This is a genomic window from Rhizobium sp. IY2, from assembly GCF_047532935.1.
Classification (GTDB): Bacteria; Pseudomonadota; Alphaproteobacteria; order Rhizobiales; family Rhizobiaceae; genus Rhizobium; species Rhizobium anhuiense.
Window position 1 is genome coordinate 111,836 of sequence record NZ_JBLKNU010000006.1, and the last position, 20,098, is coordinate 131,933.

Below are 20,098 nucleotides of genomic sequence, written 5' to 3' on the forward strand. Positions count from 1 at the left end.
CTTTCCGCCGGCAAGCTCGGCAGTTGAGATGAACGCAATGGCAGAACCCCGGATTCCGTCCGGGGTTTTGTTTTTCTGGGCTGCTATTTGGCAGGTGGCGGCGGTGCTCCGGGCAGGCCGTTCAGTGGCGGCAGGGTCAGGCCGGGGATCTGCGGTGAGCCGTTGCCGCCGCCGCCCAGCGGCGGCAGGCCGAGCTGGCCGCCGAAGCCCGGGACTTCGATCTTGATCGAGTTCGGATCGACCTTCGGGCCGCGATCCAGCCAATAGGTTACCGATTGCGGCCAGAAAATCACGATCGCCACCAGGATCAGCTGCATGCCGACCCAGGGGAGTGCGCCCATGTAGATATCCGAGGTCTTGACGTCTTTGCTGGCGATCGAGCGCAGGTAGAAGAGCGCGAAGCCGAAGGGCGGGTGCATGAAGCTCGTCTGCATGTTGACGCAGATCAGCACGCCGAACCAGATCAGGTCGATGCCGAGACTGGAGGCGACGGGGGCGAGCATCGGGATGACGATGAAGGCGATCTCGAAGAAATCGAGGAAGAAGGCGAGCACGAAGATGAAGATGTTGACGAAGATCAGGAAGCCGACCGGGCCGCCTGGTATGCCCGACAGCATGTGCTCGATCCAGCGCGAGCCGTCCATGCCTTGGAACACAAGGCTGAAACAGGTGGAGCCGATGAGGATCATCACCACCATCGAGGTGATATGCGTGGTCGATGTCATCGCCTCGCGGATCAGCGGCCAGGTGAGGCGACGATTCATGGCGGCGAGCAGCATGGCGCCGACAACGCCGAGCGCGCCGGCTTCGGTCGGCGTCGCGAGGCCCATGAAGATCGTGCCGAGCACCAGGAAGATCAGCACGATCGAGGGCACCATGCCCATCAGGACCTTCGCGAGCAGCGCCCAGTTGAAGTCGCCGCGCACCTCTTTCGGCAGCGGCGGCATCGACTTCGGCCGAATGATCGACATCACCAGGATGAAGAGCACGAAGATCGTCACCTGCAGGATCGAGGGACCGATCGCGCCGAGATACATGTCGCCGACCGACCTGCCGAGCTGGTCGGCGAGAACGACGAGCACGAGCGAGGGCGGGATCACCTGGGTGATCGTGCCCGAGGCGGCGATGACGCCGGTGGCAAGGCGGGGACTGTAGCCGTAGCGCAGCATGATCGGCAGCGAGATCACCCCCATGGTGATGACGGAGGCGGCCACCGTGCCAGTGATGGCGCCGAGCACGGCGCCGACGAGGATGACGGCATAGGCGAGGCCGCCGGGTATGCCACCGAAGAGCTTGCCGGTGCCTTCGAGCAGATCCTCGGCCAGCCCGCAGCGCTCCAGCACCGCGCCCATGAAGGTGAAGAAGGGGATGGCGAGCAGCAGGTCGTTGGAGACGATGCCGAAGAAGCGCAGCGGCAGAGCCTGCAGGAAGACCTCGCCGAAATGGCCGGTGACGATGCCGATAATGCCGAAGAACAGGCCGACGGCGGCGAGCGAAAAGGCGACCGGAAAGCCGTAGAGCATGAAGATGACCATGCCCAGGAACATGGCCGGCGGGATGATGCCGAAATCAAACAAATCCGTTTCTCCCAGCCCGCGCTACTGCAGCGGCTTTTCGTATTTCATATCGATGCTGATATGGCCGGTAAGGGCTGCGATCCGCTTGATCAGTTCGGAAACGCCCTGAAGGGAAAGCAACCCGAAACCGGCGACGAGGACCAGCTTGACGGGCCAGCGGATCAGCCCGCCGGCATTGCCCGATATTTCCCCCTGCTGGTAGGAAAGCGCGAAGAACGGCCAGCAAATCCAGGTGAGGAAGATGCATGCGGGAAGGAGGAAAACGATAAGGCCGACAATGTCGATCCAGATCTTCGCCCTGTCGGAAACCGAGCCATAGATCAGATCGACGCGGACATGCTCATTGTTGCGCAGCGCATGCGAGGCGCCGAGCAGGACGACGAAGGCGAAGAGATACCACTGGATCTCAAGCCAACCGTTCGAACTGTAGTTGAAGGCATAGCGGACGATGGCGTTTCCGGCGCTGATCAGACAGCAGAACAGCACCATATATTCGGAAATTTTGCCCATGAACTGGCTGATCGAGTCGATCAGCCGACTGGCGGCCAGAAGTACCGACATTTTCTCCCCTTGTTCTTATCCTGCCGGTTTTCCGGCAGTTTTCCCTTTGCAACCGATGTAGACTACGGCCTTTGAAATTGAAAGGATAAATGCCTGGCCTTGGAGTATAGTCTTATCCGCGCCGGTCGTGCTTTAGCGCCGTCGAATATTTCGACAACCCAGGCGTGGATAAATTATTTCAATAAACTCGCGAGAAGGATGCATTATCTCGCGTAGGCTGTGCTGTTCATCCTCTGGTTTTAGAAAATTTGACCAAATGTTTGATTCCATTGAAATCAATTTTTAAAGGGTTGGGCTTAGAATTCCCGCGCACAGGGAAAGTGTGGATGAAGCCAGATAACCCGAACAGGGTCCCTATAGATGTGTATCTGTCGTTTGTGAGTTCCCTTTCCGGGAATCGCATGACGCTTCTTGCTGGCGTGATCGTGCATGTCGCCACGTGCCTTGCCGTTGCCGCCAAGACGCAGTTCTTCGTCTATATCCCGCTGGCGGCCGCCTTCCTTCTGGTCTTCTGCGTTCGCATGGTCATCTTCCGGCAGTTCGATTGCGTCGACAAGGAAAGCCTGTCGCGCGCCGGAATAGAGCGTTGGGAGCGGATCCTGGTTGCCGGTGCGGCCTGCACCACCGCCTTGCTTGGCATCGCCAGCGGCTATGCCATCTTCGTCGTGCACGATTCCTTTGCGGAGCTTGCCTGCATTGCCGTCACGATGGCGACGATGGTCTCCGTCGTCGGCCGCAATTACGGTTCACGCCTGGCGGTCGACCTCCAGACCTTCTCCTGCTGTCTGCCGATGATCGTCTGCAGCCTGTTGGCGCTGGATTTTTATCGCGGCCTGCTGTCGATCTTCCTCATTCCCTTCTGGCTGACGACGCGGGCGATGGCAAACGGTGTGCGCGAGTTCCTCTATGAGAATGTCATCGCGCGCCGGGAAATCACCATCATCGCCGACCGCTTCGATACGGCGCTCAACAACATGCCGCATGGCCTGGTCATGGTCGATGCCGAAAACCGTATCCAGGTCGTCAATCGCAAGGCCTGCGAGCTTCTGAAGATCGGTGCGCCGGAGCGGTTGAAGGACCGCGACCTCGGCGCCGTGCTGCGCTATGGCGCGCGCTACAGCTTCATGGACGCCTCGCAGCCGGAGCTGATCCTGCGCCAGCTCACCCAGGTTGCCGAAGGTAACCTGTCGCGCACGCTCATTCATTTCCCCGAGGGCCTGTCGCTCGAATTTTCCGCCAGCCGTAGGGCCGATGGCGGCGCCGTGCTGATCTTCGAGGACGTGTCGAGCCGGGTGAAGGCAGAGCAGAAGATCATGCACATGGTCCGCTTCGATGCGCTGACCGGCCTGCCGAACCGCGAATATTTCGGGCAGCTTGTGCAGGAGTATCTCGGCAAACATCAGAGGAAGTCCGGGCCGCTCGGCTTCATGGTCCTCGATATCGACGAGTTCAAACATGTCAACGACATGCGCGGCCACGTCACCGGCGACCATCTGCTCTGTGCCATCGCCGCCCGCATCAAGCAGGCCTCCGGCAACGCCATCCTCGGCCGGCTGATGGGAGACCAGTTCATCCTGTTCTTCCCGCATGCCAAGGAGCCGGCTTCGCTCGACATCGAGATTCGTCGCGTGCACGCCGCGATCCAGGGTCATTATGAGGTCGACGAGCTGACCTTCCTCGTTTCGCTCAGCGCCGGCTACGCGATCCTTGAAAGCACCGCTTTTGCGATGGATGAATGGAGCGTCAAGGCGGATCTGGCGCTGTTTGAAAGCAAGTCGCGCTTCAGGGGCGGCATATCAGGCTTCGAGCGGGAGATGGACGGCCGTTATATCGAGCAGCAGAAGCTGAAGGCGGATCTGCGCGACGCAGTGTCGGCGCAGGCGCTGCATCTGGTCTTCCAGCCGATGTTCCGGGCCGACGGCTCGCGCATCGAATGCGCCGAGGCATTGGCGCGCTGGGTGCATCCGGAGAAGGGCTCGATCCCGCCCGACGTCTTCATCCGGCTCGCCGAAGATATGGGCATCATCTCCGACATCACCCGTTTCGTCCTGTTCAAGGCGTGCAGCGAATGCATGAACTGGCCGGACCATATCGCCGTCTCGGTCAACCTCTCGGCGCGGGACCTGCGCGATGCCGACATCCTTGCGGTGGTTGCCGATGCGCTTGCGCATTCCGGCCTCGATGCGGCGCGGCTGCATCTCGAAGTCACCGAAAGCTGCCTGATCGACGAGCCGGCGGCGGTACGCGCCATCCTGGCGGAGCTCAGGGCTCGCGGCATCACCATCGCCATCGACGATTTCGGTACCGGCTTCTCCAGCCTCAGCTATCTCGACACGCTGCCGCTCGATATCGTCAAGATCGATCGCTCCTTCGTGCGCAACATCGTCGAGGATACCCGCCGGCTCAAGCTGTTGCGCGGCACCGTCCATCTCGCCCGCGAACTGGGCCTGAAGATCGTCATCGAAGGCGTCGAGACCGAGGAGCAGCTCGCACTGCTCAACAAGCACCGCAGCGCCGATCTTGTGCAGGGCTACGTTTTCTCGCAGCCTGTGCCTTCCCAAAATATCCCGCTGCTGCAGCAGGGCATCGGCCGCCGCGTCGTTCAACGCCGTCGCAACAAAGTCGCCTGAGCGCTCTTCATCGGCCGATTTTCTCCACTGAAAGTCACGCGCCGCGTTAACCTTAACAATTTAAAAACGGCCGAAATTATCGGATTTCCTTGCCTAAATTTCACTGGCGTATGATTAATGATCCGTTAACGAGCGGATCGAGAAATGTCAGAAACACTGTTCAAGCGTAGCGATTTCAGCACAAAAATTTTGGAAATTTTGGATCATGTCGAGTATCGCCGCGTCGAAAGCAGCGAAGACATGGAAGAGGTGGAACGGTTGCGCTACAAGGCCTACAAGGCCCATGACGTGCTGGCGCTCGCCCCGAAGGGGCTGCTGGACGATAGCGATTTCGACAGCCACGCCTATATTTTCGGACTGTATTATTATGGTGAGCTGGTCAGTACGATCCGGGTTCATTATGTGACACCCGAGCATCGCCTCAGCCAGTCCGGCGGCGCCTTCCCCGAGGCGATGGACGAGCTTCTGGATGCAGGACTGACCCTGATCGATCCGGCGCGTTTTGCGGCCGACCCCGAGCTCACCGCCGATCTGCCCTGGATCCCTTATCTGACGCTGAGGCCGACCATCGTGGCGGCAGCGTATTTCCGTGCGGACCGCGTTCTTCAGTTCGTTCGGCCGCCGCATGCGGCTTTCTACAAGCGGGTCTTCTACGCCGATACGGTCGTGCCCGGCCGGCTGGCGAAGAATTACGGGATCGACATGACGCTGATGGCGACGAATGTGATCGAGGTGGGGCGCAAGCTGTTGACGCGTTATCCCTTCTTCATCTCCAGCGCCAGCGAGCAGCGCATGATGTTTTCGCGCAATCCCAACGACACCTTGCCGCCGCTCACCATCATTCCGACGGCACGCTTCGTGCCGCAAGGCGAACTCGGCACCGACCTGCCGCTGTGATTTGTCCTTGCCCCGACGGAGGGACGATGTCCGCGGGGCCGATGAATTGGGCGACGAATGCAGGGATATCAGCCGCTCTTCAGGCTCTTTCCGGGCCTCTGACATAGTGGTTGTCACCCGCGCCTGCGGCATTCTCATGCATTGCGCTTTCGCCTGTCATTGTGTAATCCCTGCACGTAGGGACTTCCCTCGCAAGAGCGGGGGAATCAGGCAGAGCAGAGGCATTTCAGGGAGACGATATTTATGGCCGAACATCATACCGGACCGGTCGAGACCGGCGCGCCGATGGATTACAAGGAACATGAAAAGACCTACGACATGTTCATCGCCGGCGCGAAATACGGCTCGATGCTCCTCATCGTCCTCCTGCTTGCAATGACAGCCGGTTTCTTCGGCGGCGCCGGTCTTTTGGGCGGCCTCTTCGTCTTCATCATTCTTCTCGCCATCGGCATCGTCCTGCTCCGCTAATCGCGTAGATTCGGAGGGTCAGAGCGTCCTTTGTGCGTCCGAAAGGTGCACGGCGCTCTGAGGGGAGGAGAGCTTCTCCGAAGCTTTGTGAACTAGGTGCTTGGCCCGCGCAGGCTAGCCTGTGGCGGTCCGGCTGACCCGGAGGAGGGGGCAGTTGGGCAATATTGTTTTCGTTGCGAGAGAAACTGAGGGCGAGGAGACGCGTGTCGCCGCTTCCGCCGAGACCGTGAAGAAAATGAAGAGTTTCGGCTTCGACGTTGTCGTCGAAGCCGGCGCCGGTGCGGCTTCGCGCATTCCGGACGGGGAGTTCGAGGCTGCTGGGGCCAGGATCGGCAGTTTTGCCGATGCGGCCTCCGCCGACGTGGTGCTGAAGGTGCGCCGTCCCAGCGGATCGGAAATCTCAGGCTATAAAAGCGGTGCTGTGGTCATCGCCATTATGGATCCCTACGGCAATGACGAAGCGATCGCGGCTCTGGCAAGTGCCGGGCTTTCGGCTTTCGCAATGGAGCTGATGCCGCGCATTACCCGCGCCCAGTCCATGGATGTGCTTTCGTCCCAAGCCAATCTCGCCGGCTACCAGGCCGTCATCGAGGCGGCTGGTGTCTATGACCGCGCCATGCCGATGATGATGACGGCGGCCGGCACCGTCCCTGCCGCCAAGGTCTTCGTCATGGGCGCCGGCGTCGCCGGTCTCCAGGCGATCGCGACCGCGCGTCGTCTCGGCGCGGCGGTCTCAGCCACCGACGTTCGCCCCGCCGCCAAGGAGCAGGTCGCTTCGCTCGGCGCCAAGTTCATCGCCGTCGAGGACGAGGAATTCAAGGCGGCGGAAACGGCCGGTGGCTACGCCAAGGAAATGTCCGCCGACTATCAGGCGAAACAGGCGGCCCTGGTAGCCGAACACATCGCCAAGCAGGATATCGTCATCACCACCGCGCTGATTCCCGGTCGTGCGGCGCCGCGGCTCGTTTCGCGCGCCATGCTTGCCGGGATGAAATCAGGGGCGGTCGCCGTCGACCTTGCGGTCGAGCGCGGCGGCAATATCGAGGGCGTCGTCGCCGGCGAGATCGCCGATGTCGAAGGCGTCAGGGTGATCGGTTTCGCCAATATGCCGGGCCGGGTTGCGGCCAGCGCCTCGGCGCTTTACGCCAAGAATCTCGTCACCTTCCTCGAGACCATGGTCAACAAGGAAACCAGCCGCGTCGTTGTCAATCTCGACGACGAACTGGTCAAGGCGACGATGCTGACCTATGCCGGCGATGTGGTTCATCCCGCCTTCGGCGGCGCGAAGAAGGGAGACATCTGATGGCCAGTGAAGCAATGGACAGAGCGCTGGAGCAGCTTGACCAGGCGGTGACCGCCGTCATCACGGCGGCGGCCCAGGCACCGGAAGCGGCAAGTGCTGCGACCGGCGGGGCGATCGATCCTTTCGTCTTCCAGCTCGCCATCTTCGTATTGTCGATCTTCGTCGGCTATTACGTCGTGTGGTCGGTGACGCCGGCACTGCATACGCCGCTGATGGCCGTCACCAATGCGATCTCCTCCGTCATCGTCGTCGGCGCGCTTCTGGCGGTCGGCATCTCCACAAGCGGGCTTGCGACCGGCTTCGGTTTCGTCGCCCTCGTGCTCGTCTCGGTGAACATCTTCGGCGGCTTCCTCGTCACGCAGCGGATGCTTTCGATGTACCGCAAGAAGGACAGGTAAGGGACCGATGACCAATATCGCAGCCTTTCTCTACCTCGTCTCCGGCGTTCTCTTCATCCTGGCGCTGCGCGGCCTGTCGCATCCGGCCACCAGCCGCAAGGGCAATCTCTACGGCATGATCGGCATGGGGATCGCAATCCTGACGACGCTCGTGCTGGCCACGCCGAATTTTGGCGGCTTCGTGCTGATCGTCCTCGGCCTCGCCATCGGCGGCAGCGTCGGCGCCTATGTCGCCCGCACCATCGCCATGACCTCGATGCCGCAGCTCGTCGCCGGTTTCCATTCGCTGGTCGGCCTTGCGGCCGTACTGGTCGCGGCCTCCGCACTCTATACGCCTGCCTCCTTCGGCATCGGTGAGATCGGCCACATTCACACCGAGGCGCGTGTCGAAATGGCGCTCGGCGTGGCGATCGGAGCGCTGACCTTTACCGGCTCGATCATCGCCTTTCTGAAGCTCGACGGACGCATGTCCGGCAAGCCGATCCTGCTGCCCTACCGGCATGTGATCAATGCCAGCCTGCTGGTGCTGATCGTGCTCTTCATCATCGGGCTTGCCGCCACCGAAAGCCATTTCGACTTCTGGGCCGTCGTGGCGCTGTCGCTGGCGCTCGGCGTTCTGCTGATCGTGCCGATCGGCGGGGCCGATATGCCCGTTGTCGTCTCGATGCTGAATTCCTACTCGGGCTGGGCTGCGGCCGGGATCGGCTTCACGCTCGGCAATCTGGCGCTGATCATCACCGGCGCGCTTGTCGGCTCCTCCGGCGCGATCCTCTCCTACATCATGTGCAAGGGCATGAACCGCTCCTTCGTCTCCGTCATCCTCGGCGGTTTCGGGGGTGAGACGGCCACCGGCGGGCCGGACACATCCGACAGGACGGTGAAGCTCGGCTCGGCCGAGGATGCAGCCTATCTGATGGCGAATGCTTCAAAGGTCATCATCGTGCCGGGATACGGCATGGCGGTCGCCCAGGCCCAGCATGCATTGCGTGAACTCGCCGACAATCTGAAGAAGAACGGCGTCGAGGTGAAATATGCCATCCATCCGGTCGCAGGCCGCATGCCCGGCCACATGAACGTGCTGCTCGCTGAAGCCAACGTTCCCTATGACGAAGTCTTCGAACTCGAGGACATCAATTCGGAGTTCGCTCAGGCCGATGTCGCCTATGTCATCGGCGCCAATGACGTCACCAATCCGGCTGCGCGCGACGACAAGACCTCGCCGATCTACGGCATGCCGATCCTCGATGTCGACCGGGCAAAGACCTGCCTCTTCGTCAAGCGCTCGCTCGGCTCGGGCTATGCGGGCATCGACAATACGCTGTTCTATAAGGACGGCACGATGATGCTGCTCGGTGACGCGAAGAAGATGACCGAGGATATCAACAAGGCGATCGCGCATTGATCGACAAAGATGCAGCCGCCCTCGGGGCGGCTGTTCGATTTGCGGCAGACCTGGCTAGTTTCCTCAGGTCTCGCCCGGCACCAGCGTCATCTTCTCGACGCCGATCGCCAGGTTCAAACCTTCCTGCGCCTGAACGTTCAACGGCTGCAGCATGAAGGCCTTGTCGGTGCCGCCGGCGATGACCTTGGCGCCGGCGCCTGCACCGATGCTCGCATCGGCGCCGATCCCGTAATATTCGCCGGCGAGGGCGAATTGCGGGATATCCGTGCCGGTCTTTGCCAGCACCTGCCAGATCATGACGCTCTTGCCGGTCTGGCCGATATCGAGCCCGAATTTCTCGATCTTTCCGGCATAGACCGCCTTGGCGCCGCCGGATGCCGGTGTGTAGGTGCAGATGAGGTTCTTCTGCGAGGTGACGATCAGACCCTGGCCGCCATCCGATCCGCAGACCAGACGGCCAAGCGTGACATAGTTTTCCGCGCCCGCCGGGCTCGCCCAGGCAGCGGCCGTCAGTGCCGCGGCTGCGATCATGATTTGCTTGAACATGGTCTTTCTCCTTTGGAACGACCTGTCCGAAACGGGTGGAAATAGCGATTGTTCCGGGCGCAGATTCAAAGTGACAGCGCGTCTGCAGAGACGCGCAGCGCTCTATTCCCGCTCCAGCGTGGCGCGTTGCGCCGTCAGCACCCACAGCAGACCTTCGGGGCGGAAATCGATCTCAACCGTGCCGCGGAAGGCGGAGGCGGCATGGGCTTTGATCACGGTCGTGCCGAAGCCCGAGCGTGATGGCTCGGTGACCGTCGGGCCGCCTTGCTCCTCCCAGGTGAAGCGGAGCAGGGCATCCGGCTTGTCTTCCTCCCTGATATCGCGCCATTCGAAGCGGACGCGGCCTTGCGGCACCGAGAGCGCGCCGTATTTCACCGAATTGGTGGCAAGTTCATGCAAAGCGAGGCCGAGATTCTGCACGGCATCCGGCTTCAGCACGAAGTCTTGCCCGCTGATGTCGATCTGCTCGCGCGATTGCGGGAAGGCCTGCAGATGAATGTCGACCACCCGTCGCAGCGACACCCCGCCCCATTGCTCGCTGGTCAGGAGCTCGATCGAACGCACCAACCCCTCGAGGCGGTCGGCGACGGCGGCGCGGAAGGTCTCGACGCTGTCGGACTGCTTGGCGAGCTGGCGCATCATTGCCTGGGCTAGCGTCAGAAGATTCTTGGTGCGGTGGACGAGCTCATGCATGACGAAACGCAGTCGGTCCTCGGTCTGGCTGCGATCGAAAGAGGCATTCGAAAGAGCAATCGCCACCTGGTTCGCCTCGATGACGCTGGTCTCGACCGGCGAGACGATATGGCCTTCGCCCATGCGGTTCGCCATTTCGGCGATATCGCGGATGGTGGTACGCACCTGCCTTGCGACGGCATAGGCGCCCAGCACGGCGACGAGCACCAGGGCGACGCCGCCGATGATGAGGAAACGCCAGGTGCTAAGGATCGAAGCTTGGGCGATCGGTCCCCAGATCACTGTCTTCCACGACCAACCTGGGATTTGGGCATAACCGAGGAGCATGTGCGGCAGGATCGTCTCGTCCCGGAAGACGCCACGCGGCGCGGTGAGTGCCGGCAGGATGCGCGGATCGAAAGCCGTGCCGGGTTCTAGATTGGCGGGGCCGGTGGCCGCGACGACATGGCCGCTGTCATCGATGACGGCAGCCGACCAGCCGGTTGCAAGACCCTCGGTGGTCACGAGCTTGCGCAGATCCTTGGCATCCTGGGTAATGATGAGGGCAGCAACGGGATCGTTCTTCCGCGGCAGGGTGACGTTATAAACCCAATCGCCGCTGGTCCGGCCGCGAAAGACGTCCGATGCTTCGATGCGACCGGAAGCCATGACCGCCTCGAGGGCAGGCATGTTCGCCGTCTTGTCGAGCGGTGTGCCGAATGCCCGGCGTGTGTTCAACAACTGCTGGCCGCTGCGATCGACGGCGATGACGAAAAGCGTATTGTCTCGAAGGGCCGTTTCGGTGCGTTCGTGGAAGGCGGCGAGATTGCCATTTTCCAGCTCCGGCGAGCTGGAAAGCAGCCGCAGCGTCGTTGCCATATCCTGAAGCTGGCGATCAATGATGCGCGAAAGGGCGAGCGCATCCTGGGCCGTCTCGCGCCTCAGCGCCGAGCGCTGGTTGTCTTCCAGCTGCAGCAGAAGCAGCGTCACAAAGGCGAAGATCGGCAGTGCGATCGCCACCGCCATGGCGACGAGGTAGGTGCCGATCGAGGCTTTGGGAAAGAACAGTGCGACGATCTTCATCTGCCGCGCCACATGACGTGGGCTACGGCATAATTCCTTAAATCGGATCGATCTAACGGTACAATTATGCAGCCATTCACAGGGTGACTGCATCCTTTACGCGCCTGAAAAGACGCGCGGCGCCGGAATGCGCGTGGCCCGCAACGGTTTTCGCTTGCGGCCAGGAAAGCAAAGATCCGCATCTCTCGCAAACCGCCCCCAACACGTGTTCGAACGCCCGATAGCGGGCTATCGAAGCAGCGCCATGTTAGGGGGAGCAAGAGCAGGTTGCAACATGGTATGACACGCGATCGACGGTGACGGACGCTTTTTCCGGCGTCTCTTCTGAAGGAGGTGCGCGGCTGCTTTTTTTGGCGGGGATCGCTTCCGCCGCCCGGCGCGACACAATCTCACATTGACGATATCGGCAGGGTGCTTCCGCAAGATTCGTTTGAATCTTCAGGGCTTTGGCCGGCGCCCCGATGGGCGGTGCGATCGGCAGGGGCTGCTACGGGCGGCCGATGTTTTCGGGCCGCCCGATTCATATCCTTAGCCGGCTGGGGCAACGCCGACTCGGGCAAGACCGTCGCGTGCCGGCTGGTATTTGGGATCGAGGCCGATCGCGTGGCGATAAGAGCGGGCGGCCTTCGCCTTATCGCCACGACGTTCGTAGACGAGCGCTTGGTTGGCCCAGGATTCGGCGAGGTTGCCGTTGAGCTCGATCGCATGGTTGAAATCGGCAAAGGCGTTGTCGTCGTCGTTCAGCGCGATATAGGAAATGCCGCGGCCATTATAGGGTTCGGCAGAATTCGGCGCGAGCGAGATGGCTTTCGAGAAATCGTCGATCGCCTTGTCCTGCTGATTGCGCTTCTGATAGATCAGGCCACGATTGTGATAGGCGCGGCCATCGGTGGTGCCGAGCTGGATCGCCTTGTCGAAATCGTTGAAAGCCTGATCGTCCTGGCCAGCCATGCGATAGACATTGCCGCGGCCGATATAGGCGACGTCGTAGCTCGGATTGATCTGCAGGGCGGCATTGTAATCGCCAATCGCCTGAGCCTGCTGGCCCATGTTGCGATAGACAAGGGCGCGGTTGGCGTAGGCCTGGAAAAACCGCGGATTGATCTGCAGCGCCGTGTTGAAATCGTTCAACGCCTGGCGGAACTCGCCGGCGCGGCCATAGGCGGAGCCGCGGACGTTGTAACCTTCTGGATCTCTCGGATTGGCATTGATAACAGCCGTCAGCGAAGCGATGTTCTCTTCCGAACCTTGCGCCTTGTCGATGCGGATCACGGCATCCGAGGTGTTGGTCGTCTCGCAGCCGGCGAGGCCGAACATCGCCGCCAGCGCCAAGGCGGGCAGGAATGCGGTTTTCTGCAAGCGCAAAGCGCGGGACGGATTGAAGGTGTTGACAGCCATTCGGGCTCGCTTTCCCCATGCGGCATATCCGGTGCGCGGATATGCGATCTTCAGCGGCAAACTAAAAAGGCGGCGGCGAACCCATCGCCCCCGCCACAATGCATCTGAAAACGTCGAAAAAACGACGGCAACGCTCAGCGTGCGACCAGACCTTCGCGCTGGGCGCGCTTGCGGGCCAGCTTGCGAACGCGACGAACAGCCTCGGCCTTCTCGCGAGCACGCTTCTGCGACGGCTTCTCGTAGTAGTCGCGCATCTTCATTTCGCGGAAAATGCCTTCGCGCTGCATCTTCTTCTTGAGAGCGCGGAGAGCCTGATCAACATTGTTATCGCGGACAAGTACCTGCACGAGAATCACGTTCCTTTGGTTGGTTGATGCCGGAGGCGGCGCAGCGGCCAGAGGCAAAACAATAACGTTCGCGCGGCCGCAGCCTTGCGATTGGTGATGCGAAATAGCAGATCGGGTATGGGAAGTCCAGATGGATATGGGAGGCAGGTGGAAAAATCACGCCTGCCCCGAATCCGCTCACGATCCGGCCGTTTCGGGCGCGGCTTCATCCAGCGCGGCAATGGCCTCCTTGAGAGCCGTCCTGACCCGGAGGCGGTCGGCCGGCTCCAGCCGGCTCATATCCAGATGCAGGTCAAGGCCGGAGAGATGCTCGCTGAGAACACGGCTCTTGTGATCCGCGCCGAGCGTCAGCCCATCCACCGCATAGGGCACGATTTCGCGCTGGATGCCCTTCATCGTGATCGGCGGCAGGGGATGGGCGTCGACGATTTCGTTCACCAGCGCATAGGTTTCGTAGCTGATGACGATCTCTCCTCCTTGGGCGATCGATTGCAGCCGGGCCGCGAGGTTGGCCTCCGCCCCGATAATCGTATAGTCCATACGGTCATTGCTGCCGAAATTGCCGACATTGCAATAGCCGCTGTTGATGCCCATGCGGACGACGAAGGGCTCTTCGGTGCCGTTTCTGCGCCATCTGTCCTTGAGTTCGCCGAGACGGTGCTGCATGGCGACGGCCATGCGCAGACAGGCTTTGGCGTCCTCCTCCGGTCCCTTGGTTTCGGGATCGCCGAAGAAGACCAGCATCGCGTCGCCGATGAACTTGTCCACCGTGCCGCCATGCTCCAGGGCAATATTCGACATTTCGGTCAGATATTCGTTGAGCATCTCCGTCAGCGCTTCCGGCTGCAGGCGCTCGGTCGTCGCCGTGAAATCCTTGATGTCGGAGAAGAAGATCGTCAGGCGCTTGCGCTCGGTATGCACGACCACGTCCTTCTGCCCGGAGAAGATGCTCTTGTAGATCTGCGGCGAGAGATAGCGCGATATCTTCAGGGAAACGCTGGCGAGAAACTCGTTCGCCGCTTCCAGATCCTGGTTGGCGCTATGGATCGCGCGCGCCTGCTGCCGCTGGAGCAGAATGAAGCTGATGCCGATGATGGCGACGAAAAGAAAATAGCAGAGCAGGTATTTGAAGGCGAAGACGTTGCCCGCATAAGGCTGCCGGATGATGACCTCCTGAATGCCGCGCACATCGCCCACCTTCCAATCAGTCTTCGGGCTTTCGGGATGGCTATTGTGGCAGGCAACACAGGCCTGGCCCATGACGACGGGGGTGATGAACCGCAAGGTGTCGGTCAATCCGACGCGGGTGAGATCGTTCAGCGTCTGCTGCGGATTGGCGCGCAACGCGGCGAGCGATTTCTTCTCGAAGTCGTCGAGCTCGTGAGAGGCGCGGCTCTTGAACGGCAGGTCGGAGACGAAACGGTAGGTGATATTGGCCTGCTGTTCCTTGATGACGTCGCCGAGCTCCAGGGACAATGTGGCCGGCAGCGGAATGGCGCCTGGTATATTCGCGTAGTTGTGAGAGACGATCGTGCCTTCGGTCGCGCCGCTGGCATGGGCGGCCAGCACGCGCCCCACGACATTGGCGGAATAGTAGGAGCGGATGCTCGATATCAGCGAGCTCATGTCGCGCGCCTGACGCCGCAGGGTGTTTCCGGAGAGATCGCTGATATCGAGCCAGACGGCCAGCGGCAGCCCTGCGAGCATTGCCAGCACGACGACAATCAGCCAGTGGCCGCTGCGACGCGCGGCGGTTTCGGAAATCACGGCGACCTCCATCGCTTTCGAAAGCATCCGATTTTTCGGTCGCTACAAGAACATTTCGCCGCGCGCCGAGCAAGGTCGAAGCCTTGTCATCCAAGCAAAAGCACGGCCAAAATTGGAGGTGTGTTGGTATTGAAGAGGTTTGCCGGCCGCCGGCCGGAAAACGAAATGCGGGAGGCGGAAAAGACACTGCTCGGGAAGCATGTGCGAATGGCGTTTGAACTGAAAGCGGCGTAGCCTGTCTGACGGCAGGTTCGGTCCGCTCTACCCTGTCTGCCGTGGGAGGGGACGCCCGGTGAGATGATGACGCGCGTGCAGCAAATCGGTGTCGTTATCGGCCTGGCGATCGTGGCTGCGCTGACGATCCTCCGGGCCGGCGATCCCGGGATTTTCAAGCTGATCCGCGGCGTGACGTTCGACGAGTATCAGCGGCTGGTTCCCAGAACCTTCGAGCCGATGCCGGTCCGCGTGATCGACATCGACGAGGCATCGTTGCGCGAATTCGGCCAATGGCCATGGCCGCGGGACCGGATCGCCCTGCTGGTGGACCGGCTTTCGCAGATGGGGGCTGCGGCCATCGCCTTCGATATTCTGTTCGCCGAGCCGGACCGGCTGTCGCCGCGCAACGTTGTCCGCGAGGTTGCCGGCGTCGATCCTTCCCTTGCCGAGAAGCTGCCTGACAATGACGAGATATTCGCCAGCGCAATTGCCGAGAAACCCGTCGTCCTCGGCTTCGGTCTTTCCAACGAGGGCAATTACCGGCCGCCTGTCAAGGCGGGCTTTGCCTTCACCGGCGAAAGCCCCGTCTCGGCTCCACCCTATCTCCGCGCCTCGACACCGCTCAGGCCGCAATTGGAGGCCAAGGCGGCGGGGCTGGGTCATATCAGCCTCAACCCCGGCAATCCCTCGCCGGTGGTGCGGGCGGTGCCGCTGTTTCTGACCGACGGCACGCAGCTCTATCCGAATCTGGCGATCGAGGCCCTGCGCGTGGCGCAGGGAGTGTCGACCTATGTGCTGTCAGGCGCGCCCGATCGCGCCGGCATCATGACATCGGTAAAGATCGGGGATTTCGTCGTGCCGCTGACGGCGGCGGGCGAACTCTGGCTTTATGTCAGTCCCGACCGGGCCGAGCGGTACATATCCGCCCGGCAGGTGCTCGCCGCCGAAGGGGCCGCTCCCGAGGTCGCGGCCGCCATCGACGGCAGCATCGTCTTCGTCGGCACGTCGGCGGCCGGCCTGCAGGACATTCGCGTCACCGCGCTCGGCGAGAACGTTCCCGGCGTTTCGCTGCATGCGCAGGCTGTGGAGCAGATCCTCTCCGGTCATTACCTGTCGCGGCCCGACTGGGCGGACGGCCTGGAAATCCTGATGATTGCCGTGCTCGGATGCCTGCTCGTCGTGGTGACGACCTTCGTCAGCCCGGCGGTCGCGCTGATCTGCGGCCTGCTGATCACGGCAATGGGGTTGGTGGCGTCCTGGCTCTCGTTTCTGTATGCAGGACTTCTCTTCGATCCGCTGGCTCCAATCGTCAGCGGATCAATCATCCATTTTGCCGCGACCTCCTTCCGGATCCTGGTGATCGACCGGGAGCGGCGGGCGGTGCGGCGGGCCTTCGGCCATTATCTTTCTCCGTCGCTGCTGCATCGCATCGAGCATACCCGCGACGCGTTGCGCCTCGGCGGCGACGACCGCGAGCTGACGGTGATGTTCGTCGATGTCAGGAGCTTTACCGAGATCAGCGAGCGGCTGGCGCCGACGGATGTCGTTGCGTTCCTGAACACGTTGCTCGATGCGCTGAGCCGTCATGTGGTGGCCAATGAAGGCACGCTCGACAAGTTCATCGGCGATTCGATCATGGCATTCTGGAATGCGCCCGTCGATGTGGCCGATCATGAAACCAAGGCGGTTCGCGCTGCACTTGCCATGCGTGAAACGCTGGCCGAATTGAATGCCGGCGACGCCTTCGGCTTCGGGCCTGAACAAAAGGTCGGGATCGGCATCGGCATTCATACCGGCCTTGCCTGCGTCGGCAATATGGGCGCCAAGACCCGCTTCAACTATTCGGCGGTCGGCGACGCCGTCAACGTCGCGGCGCGGCTCGAATCATGCTGCAAGGAGGTTGGCTTCGATATTCTGATATCCGACAGCACGGCAAAGTCGGTGCAGGGGATGGCGCTGATCGAGGCCGGCGCCATTCCGCTCAAAGGCAAGAGCAGCCGAACGCAGATCCTTGCCGTCGTCGGCGACGAACGTGTTGCCGCATCTGCCGAGTTTGCAGCACTTGTTGGCGTTCATCAGCAACTGATGCAGGCCCTGCTTTCGCATTCGAAGAACACCCGCAAGCTTATCGGCACGGCAAAGCTCAGGGCGGTGCAGGTGATCGACGGACTGGCGGAATTCTATCAACGAATATCCGGCAGGACGGATCATTTTCGCGAGGCGCCTGATGGATTGGAGAAGAGTGCGGCCGACTGAGGGTGTCAGCGGTTGCGATTGAGACCCCAGCCCTTGCCATGGTTCCGATCCCTGTTGTGATCCCGATCTTTATCGTGATCGCGGTCACGATCCCGATGATCCCCTCGATCGTGATAGTCGTGATCATCGTGCTGATCGTGATGTTCATGCCGACCACGGCCATCATGCTTATCGGGTTTATCCGGTTTGTCGTGATGCGGCTTGTCAGGCTTGTCAGGCTTGTCAGGCTTGTCGGGCTTGTCGGGCTTGTCGGGCGTGGCCGGCCGCTCTTTCTGCGGCTCGGCCTGCCGCTGCGGCGGATCTTGTCGCTGCGGATTGGGCGCCGGCTCGGTTGAAGACGGAGGCGAGGGCTGGTTTCTCTCTTTTCTTTCCGGCGCGACGGAGGCCACATTGCAGCCGCCGAGCATGCCGATGCCGCCCGAAAGTCGCTGATTGCCGGAGAGGAAGGGGAGGGCGCGCGGATTTCCGAGCGTCTCGAGAACACTGGGATCGACCCGGCGTGCCGCCGACATATTGCCGTTCGGCTTGGCCACCACGCAATCGCAGCGCTGCTGCAACTGCCGGCAGCCGCCCGGGCCGCAAAACTGGGCCGCGCCGTTCAGCAGCACGACGGCGGTCGTGCCGTCAGGGCCGACGTAGAAATCGAAAGCGGTGCCGCGTACGCCGATCGTGCCGGCCGGCGTCAGGATCTGGTAGGCCGAGGAGTTGGAACTGCCGCTGACCCAGCGGAACGTCCCTTTTGCCGCTCTGATGGTCAGTTTCTTGACCGATTGGGAATCATCGAAGACATATTTGTCGATGACAACCGACGAACCCCAGCCGACCGCGAGCTTCGTGCCGTCACGAAACAGGAACTGGCCGAGCCCCGATTGCGATGTCTTGATGCGCTCGTTGCGATGAACTTTGGTGTCGACCTCGATCGGGCCGCTTTGTCCCGTCACCTCGGTCTTGATGACGACAGCCTGGCCGACCGGCTCGGCGGCGGGTGCCGGCCATGCGCTGCTTAACGCGACGCAAAGCGTCGCGACGGATACTGAGCGCCAACCCCACATGATACACATACCCCAGAACATGCGATGATTAGCATTTTAGCAATTGCTTGTCTTCTCACCCTGTTGGGCTAGGACGGAGGAGGCAGAGCATGGCGTCGACCGAAAACCGCGCAGTTTTTCGCCATCATGTCGTTTAGTGTCAAAAGCAAAGCTCTCGCGCGTCGCAAAAGAACCGTTGTGCCGCATTTGGATTTGCGATTTGTATGGGCGCGGAGAACAGCCCCTTGCCCGAAGGAGAAGAAGGCGGATGCGGAAATATTCGGTTTTTGCCGTGGCGCGGGAGGCCCTTCGTGGCCACAAGGGCTGGGAGAAGCAGTGGACTTCGCCTGAGCCGCGCGCTGAATACGACGTCGTCATCATAGGCGCCGGCGGCCACGGGCTGGGTGCCGCCTACTACCTCGCCAAGGAACACGGCATCACCAATGTTGCGGTGATCGAGAAGGGCTGGCTCGGCGGCGGCAATACCGGGCGCAACACCACCATCATCCGCTCGAACTATCTCTATGAAGAGAGCATGCACATCTACGAGCATTCGATGAAGCTCTGGGAAGGGCTTTCCCAGGAGCTCAACTACAATGTGATGTATTCGCCGCGCGGCGTGATGATGCTTTCGCACAATATTCACGACCAGCAGTCCTTCAAGCGGCATATCCATGCCAACCGGCTCTACGGCATCGACAATGAATGGCTGACGCCGGAGCAGGCGAAGGCCTATTGTCCGCCGCTCGATATCTCGGCCAGCGCGCGCTACCCGATCAACGGCGCAGCACTGCAGCGCCGCGGCGGCACGGCGCGGCACGACGCGGTCGCCTGGGGTTATGCGCGAGCGGCCTCGGACCGCGGCGTGCACATCATCCAGAATTGTGAAGTGACCGGGATCCGGCGCGGTGCGGACGGACGGGTGACCGGGGTCGAGACCTCGCGCGGTTTCATCGGCGCCAAGAAGGTCGCCGTGTCGGCGGCCGGCCATACGACAACGGTCATGCAGATGGCCGGCGTGCGTGTGCCGCTGCAATCGAGCCCGCTGCAGGCGCTGGTCTCCGAGCCGTTGAAGCCGATCTTTCCCTGCGTCGTCATGTCGAACACGGTGCATGCCTATATCTCCCAGTCCGACAAGGGAGAGCTGGTCATCGGCGCCGGCACCGACCAGTATAATTCCTATTCCCAGACCGGCGGGCTGCAGATCATCACCCACACGCTCGATGCCATCTGCGAGCTCTTCCCGATGTTCCGGCGCGTCAAGATGATGCGGCAATGGGGCGGCATCGTCGACAATACGCCGGATCGTTCGGCGATCCAGTCGAAGACGCCGGTTCCCGGGCTCTACGTCAATTGCGGCTGGGGCACCGGCGGTTTCAAGGCGACGCCAGGCTCGGCCAATCTCTTCGCGCATCTGATTGCCCGCGACGAGCCGCATAAATTCAATGCCGGGCTGACGCTGGAGCGTTTTCGCAGCGGCCGGCTGATCGACGAAGCAGCGGCGGCGGCGGTGGCGCACTGATGACAAATGTTATGGCTGAGCCTC

At 61.5% G+C, this 20,098-nt stretch carries 16 protein-coding genes; 8 read left to right on the forward strand and 8 right to left on the reverse strand.

From position 1 onward, the window contains the following. Positions 1–83: 83 nt before the first annotated feature. A complete protein-coding gene (locus tag ACMUVN_RS19930; protein WP_063475306.1) occupies positions 84–1,577 on the reverse strand; it encodes a TRAP transporter large permease in 1,494 nt (497 codons plus the stop codon). A 21-nt stretch (positions 1,578–1,598) separates the two neighbouring features. Next, on the reverse strand, positions 1,599–2,138 hold the full coding sequence (locus ACMUVN_RS19935) for a TRAP transporter small permease subunit (RefSeq protein ID WP_047616344.1): 540 nt from the start codon (positions 2,136–2,138) through the stop codon (positions 1,599–1,601). Between the two features lie 326 nt (positions 2,139–2,464). Between ACMUVN_RS19935 and ACMUVN_RS19940 the strand changes: the two genes are divergently transcribed. The 6 genes from ACMUVN_RS19940 (at position 2,465) to ACMUVN_RS19965 (ending at position 9,236) form a co-directional block, all read left to right on the forward strand. Further along, on the forward strand, positions 2,465–4,768 hold the full coding sequence (locus ACMUVN_RS19940) for a putative bifunctional diguanylate cyclase/phosphodiesterase (RefSeq protein ID WP_047616347.1): 2,304 nt from the start codon (positions 2,465–2,467) through the stop codon (positions 4,766–4,768). A gap of 144 nt (positions 4,769–4,912) precedes the next feature. Then, a complete protein-coding gene (locus tag ACMUVN_RS19945) occupies positions 4,913–5,665 on the forward strand; it encodes an N-acyl amino acid synthase FeeM domain-containing protein (protein ID WP_047616349.1) in 753 nt (250 codons plus the stop codon). A 243-nt stretch (positions 5,666–5,908) separates the two neighbouring features. Then, positions 5,909–6,133 (forward strand): aa3-type cytochrome c oxidase subunit IV, encoded by a 225-nt coding sequence (locus ACMUVN_RS19950; RefSeq protein WP_047616350.1) that lies wholly within the window; start codon positions 5,909–5,911, stop codon positions 6,131–6,133. Positions 6,134–6,287: 154 nt separating this feature from the next. Then, positions 6,288–7,436, forward strand: a complete 1,149-nt coding sequence (locus ACMUVN_RS19955) for a Re/Si-specific NAD(P)(+) transhydrogenase subunit alpha (RefSeq protein WP_047616352.1) — start codon at positions 6,288–6,290, stop codon at positions 7,434–7,436. Beyond that, positions 7,436–7,834: a proton-translocating transhydrogenase family protein gene (locus ACMUVN_RS19960; RefSeq protein ID WP_003542949.1), complete on the forward strand. Its 399-nt coding sequence runs from the start codon at positions 7,436–7,438 to the stop codon at positions 7,832–7,834. Before ACMUVN_RS19955 ends, ACMUVN_RS19960 begins: the two co-directional genes overlap by 1 nt. Before the next feature lie 7 nt (positions 7,835–7,841). Beyond that, positions 7,842–9,236, forward strand: a complete 1,395-nt coding sequence (locus ACMUVN_RS19965) for an NAD(P)(+) transhydrogenase (Re/Si-specific) subunit beta (RefSeq protein WP_097595173.1) — start codon at positions 7,842–7,844, stop codon at positions 9,234–9,236. Between the two features lie 63 nt (positions 9,237–9,299). Here ACMUVN_RS19965 and ACMUVN_RS19970 read toward each other — a convergent pair whose 3' ends face one another. From ACMUVN_RS19970 to ACMUVN_RS19990, 5 genes are all read right to left on the reverse strand, one after another. After that, positions 9,300–9,782: a DUF992 domain-containing protein gene (locus ACMUVN_RS19970; protein WP_047616357.1), complete on the reverse strand. Its 483-nt coding sequence runs from the start codon at positions 9,780–9,782 to the stop codon at positions 9,300–9,302. Positions 9,783–9,884: 102 nt separating this feature from the next. Continuing rightward, positions 9,885–11,537 carry a sensor histidine kinase gene (locus tag ACMUVN_RS19975; protein ID WP_097543080.1) on the reverse strand — a complete coding sequence of 551 codons (1,653 nt, stop codon included), beginning with the start codon at positions 11,535–11,537 and terminating at the stop codon, positions 9,885–9,887. 528 nt (positions 11,538–12,065) lie between these two features. Then, positions 12,066–12,935, reverse strand: a complete 870-nt coding sequence (locus ACMUVN_RS19980; protein ID WP_047616361.1) for a tetratricopeptide repeat protein — start codon at positions 12,933–12,935, stop codon at positions 12,066–12,068. A gap of 134 nt (positions 12,936–13,069) precedes the next feature. Further along, positions 13,070–13,282 (reverse strand): 30S ribosomal protein S21, encoded by a 213-nt coding sequence (gene rpsU / locus ACMUVN_RS19985; protein ID WP_003585885.1) that lies wholly within the window; start codon positions 13,280–13,282, stop codon positions 13,070–13,072. Positions 13,283–13,459: 177 nt separating this feature from the next. Beyond that, complete coding sequence (locus ACMUVN_RS19990) at positions 13,460–15,061, reverse strand: adenylate/guanylate cyclase domain-containing protein (RefSeq protein ID WP_047616608.1); 1,602 nt, start codon at positions 15,059–15,061, stop codon at positions 13,460–13,462. A gap of 288 nt (positions 15,062–15,349) precedes the next feature. Here ACMUVN_RS19990 and ACMUVN_RS19995 point away from each other — a divergent pair, with 288 nt between their 5' ends. Continuing rightward, positions 15,350–17,521, forward strand: a complete 2,172-nt coding sequence (locus tag ACMUVN_RS19995; RefSeq protein ID WP_132575861.1) for an adenylate/guanylate cyclase domain-containing protein — start codon at positions 15,350–15,352, stop codon at positions 17,519–17,521. 5 nt (positions 17,522–17,526) lie between these two features. Here the strand turns inward: ACMUVN_RS19995 and ACMUVN_RS20000 are convergent, their stop codons facing one another. Continuing rightward, on the reverse strand, positions 17,527–18,573 hold the full coding sequence (locus ACMUVN_RS20000; RefSeq protein ID WP_414815409.1) for a FecR domain-containing protein: 1,047 nt from the start codon (positions 18,571–18,573) through the stop codon (positions 17,527–17,529). 247 nt (positions 18,574–18,820) lie between these two features. Here ACMUVN_RS20000 and ACMUVN_RS20005 point away from each other — a divergent pair, with 247 nt between their 5' ends. After that, on the forward strand, positions 18,821–20,074 hold the full coding sequence (locus tag ACMUVN_RS20005; protein WP_028756873.1) for a sarcosine oxidase subunit beta family protein: 1,254 nt from the start codon (positions 18,821–18,823) through the stop codon (positions 20,072–20,074). Positions 20,075–20,098: the final 24 nt, after the last annotated feature.

Coding starts and splice junctions, on each gene's coding strand:
- ACMUVN_RS19935 (WP_047616344.1), bottom strand. CDS start 2,138: ATGTCGGTACTTCTGGCCGCCAGTCGGCTGATCGACTCGATCAGCCAG.
- ACMUVN_RS19940 (WP_047616347.1), top strand. CDS start 2,465: ATGAAGCCAGATAACCCGAACAGGGTCCCTATAGATGTGTATCTGTCG.
- ACMUVN_RS19945 (WP_047616349.1), top strand. CDS start 4,913: ATGTCAGAAACACTGTTCAAGCGTAGCGATTTCAGCACAAAAATTTTG.
- ACMUVN_RS19950 (WP_047616350.1), top strand. CDS start 5,909: ATGGCCGAACATCATACCGGACCGGTCGAGACCGGCGCGCCGATGGAT.
- ACMUVN_RS19960 (WP_003542949.1), top strand. CDS start 7,436: ATGGCCAGTGAAGCAATGGACAGAGCGCTGGAGCAGCTTGACCAGGCG.
- ACMUVN_RS19965 (WP_097595173.1), top strand. CDS start 7,842: ATGACCAATATCGCAGCCTTTCTCTACCTCGTCTCCGGCGTTCTCTTC.
- ACMUVN_RS19970 (WP_047616357.1), bottom strand. CDS start 9,782: ATGTTCAAGCAAATCATGATCGCAGCCGCGGCACTGACGGCCGCTGCC.
- ACMUVN_RS19975 (WP_097543080.1), bottom strand. CDS start 11,537: ATGAAGATCGTCGCACTGTTCTTTCCCAAAGCCTCGATCGGCACCTAC.
- ACMUVN_RS19980 (WP_047616361.1), bottom strand. CDS start 12,935: ATGGCTGTCAACACCTTCAATCCGTCCCGCGCTTTGCGCTTGCAGAAA.
- ACMUVN_RS19990 (WP_047616608.1), bottom strand. CDS start 15,061: ATGGAGGTCGCCGTGATTTCCGAAACCGCCGCGCGTCGCAGCGGCCAC.
- ACMUVN_RS19995 (WP_132575861.1), top strand. CDS start 15,350: ATGACGCGCGTGCAGCAAATCGGTGTCGTTATCGGCCTGGCGATCGTG.
- ACMUVN_RS20000 (WP_414815409.1), bottom strand. CDS start 18,573: ATGTGGGGTTGGCGCTCAGTATCCGTCGCGACGCTTTGCGTCGCGTTA.
- ACMUVN_RS20005 (WP_028756873.1), top strand. CDS start 18,821: ATGCGGAAATATTCGGTTTTTGCCGTGGCGCGGGAGGCCCTTCGTGGC.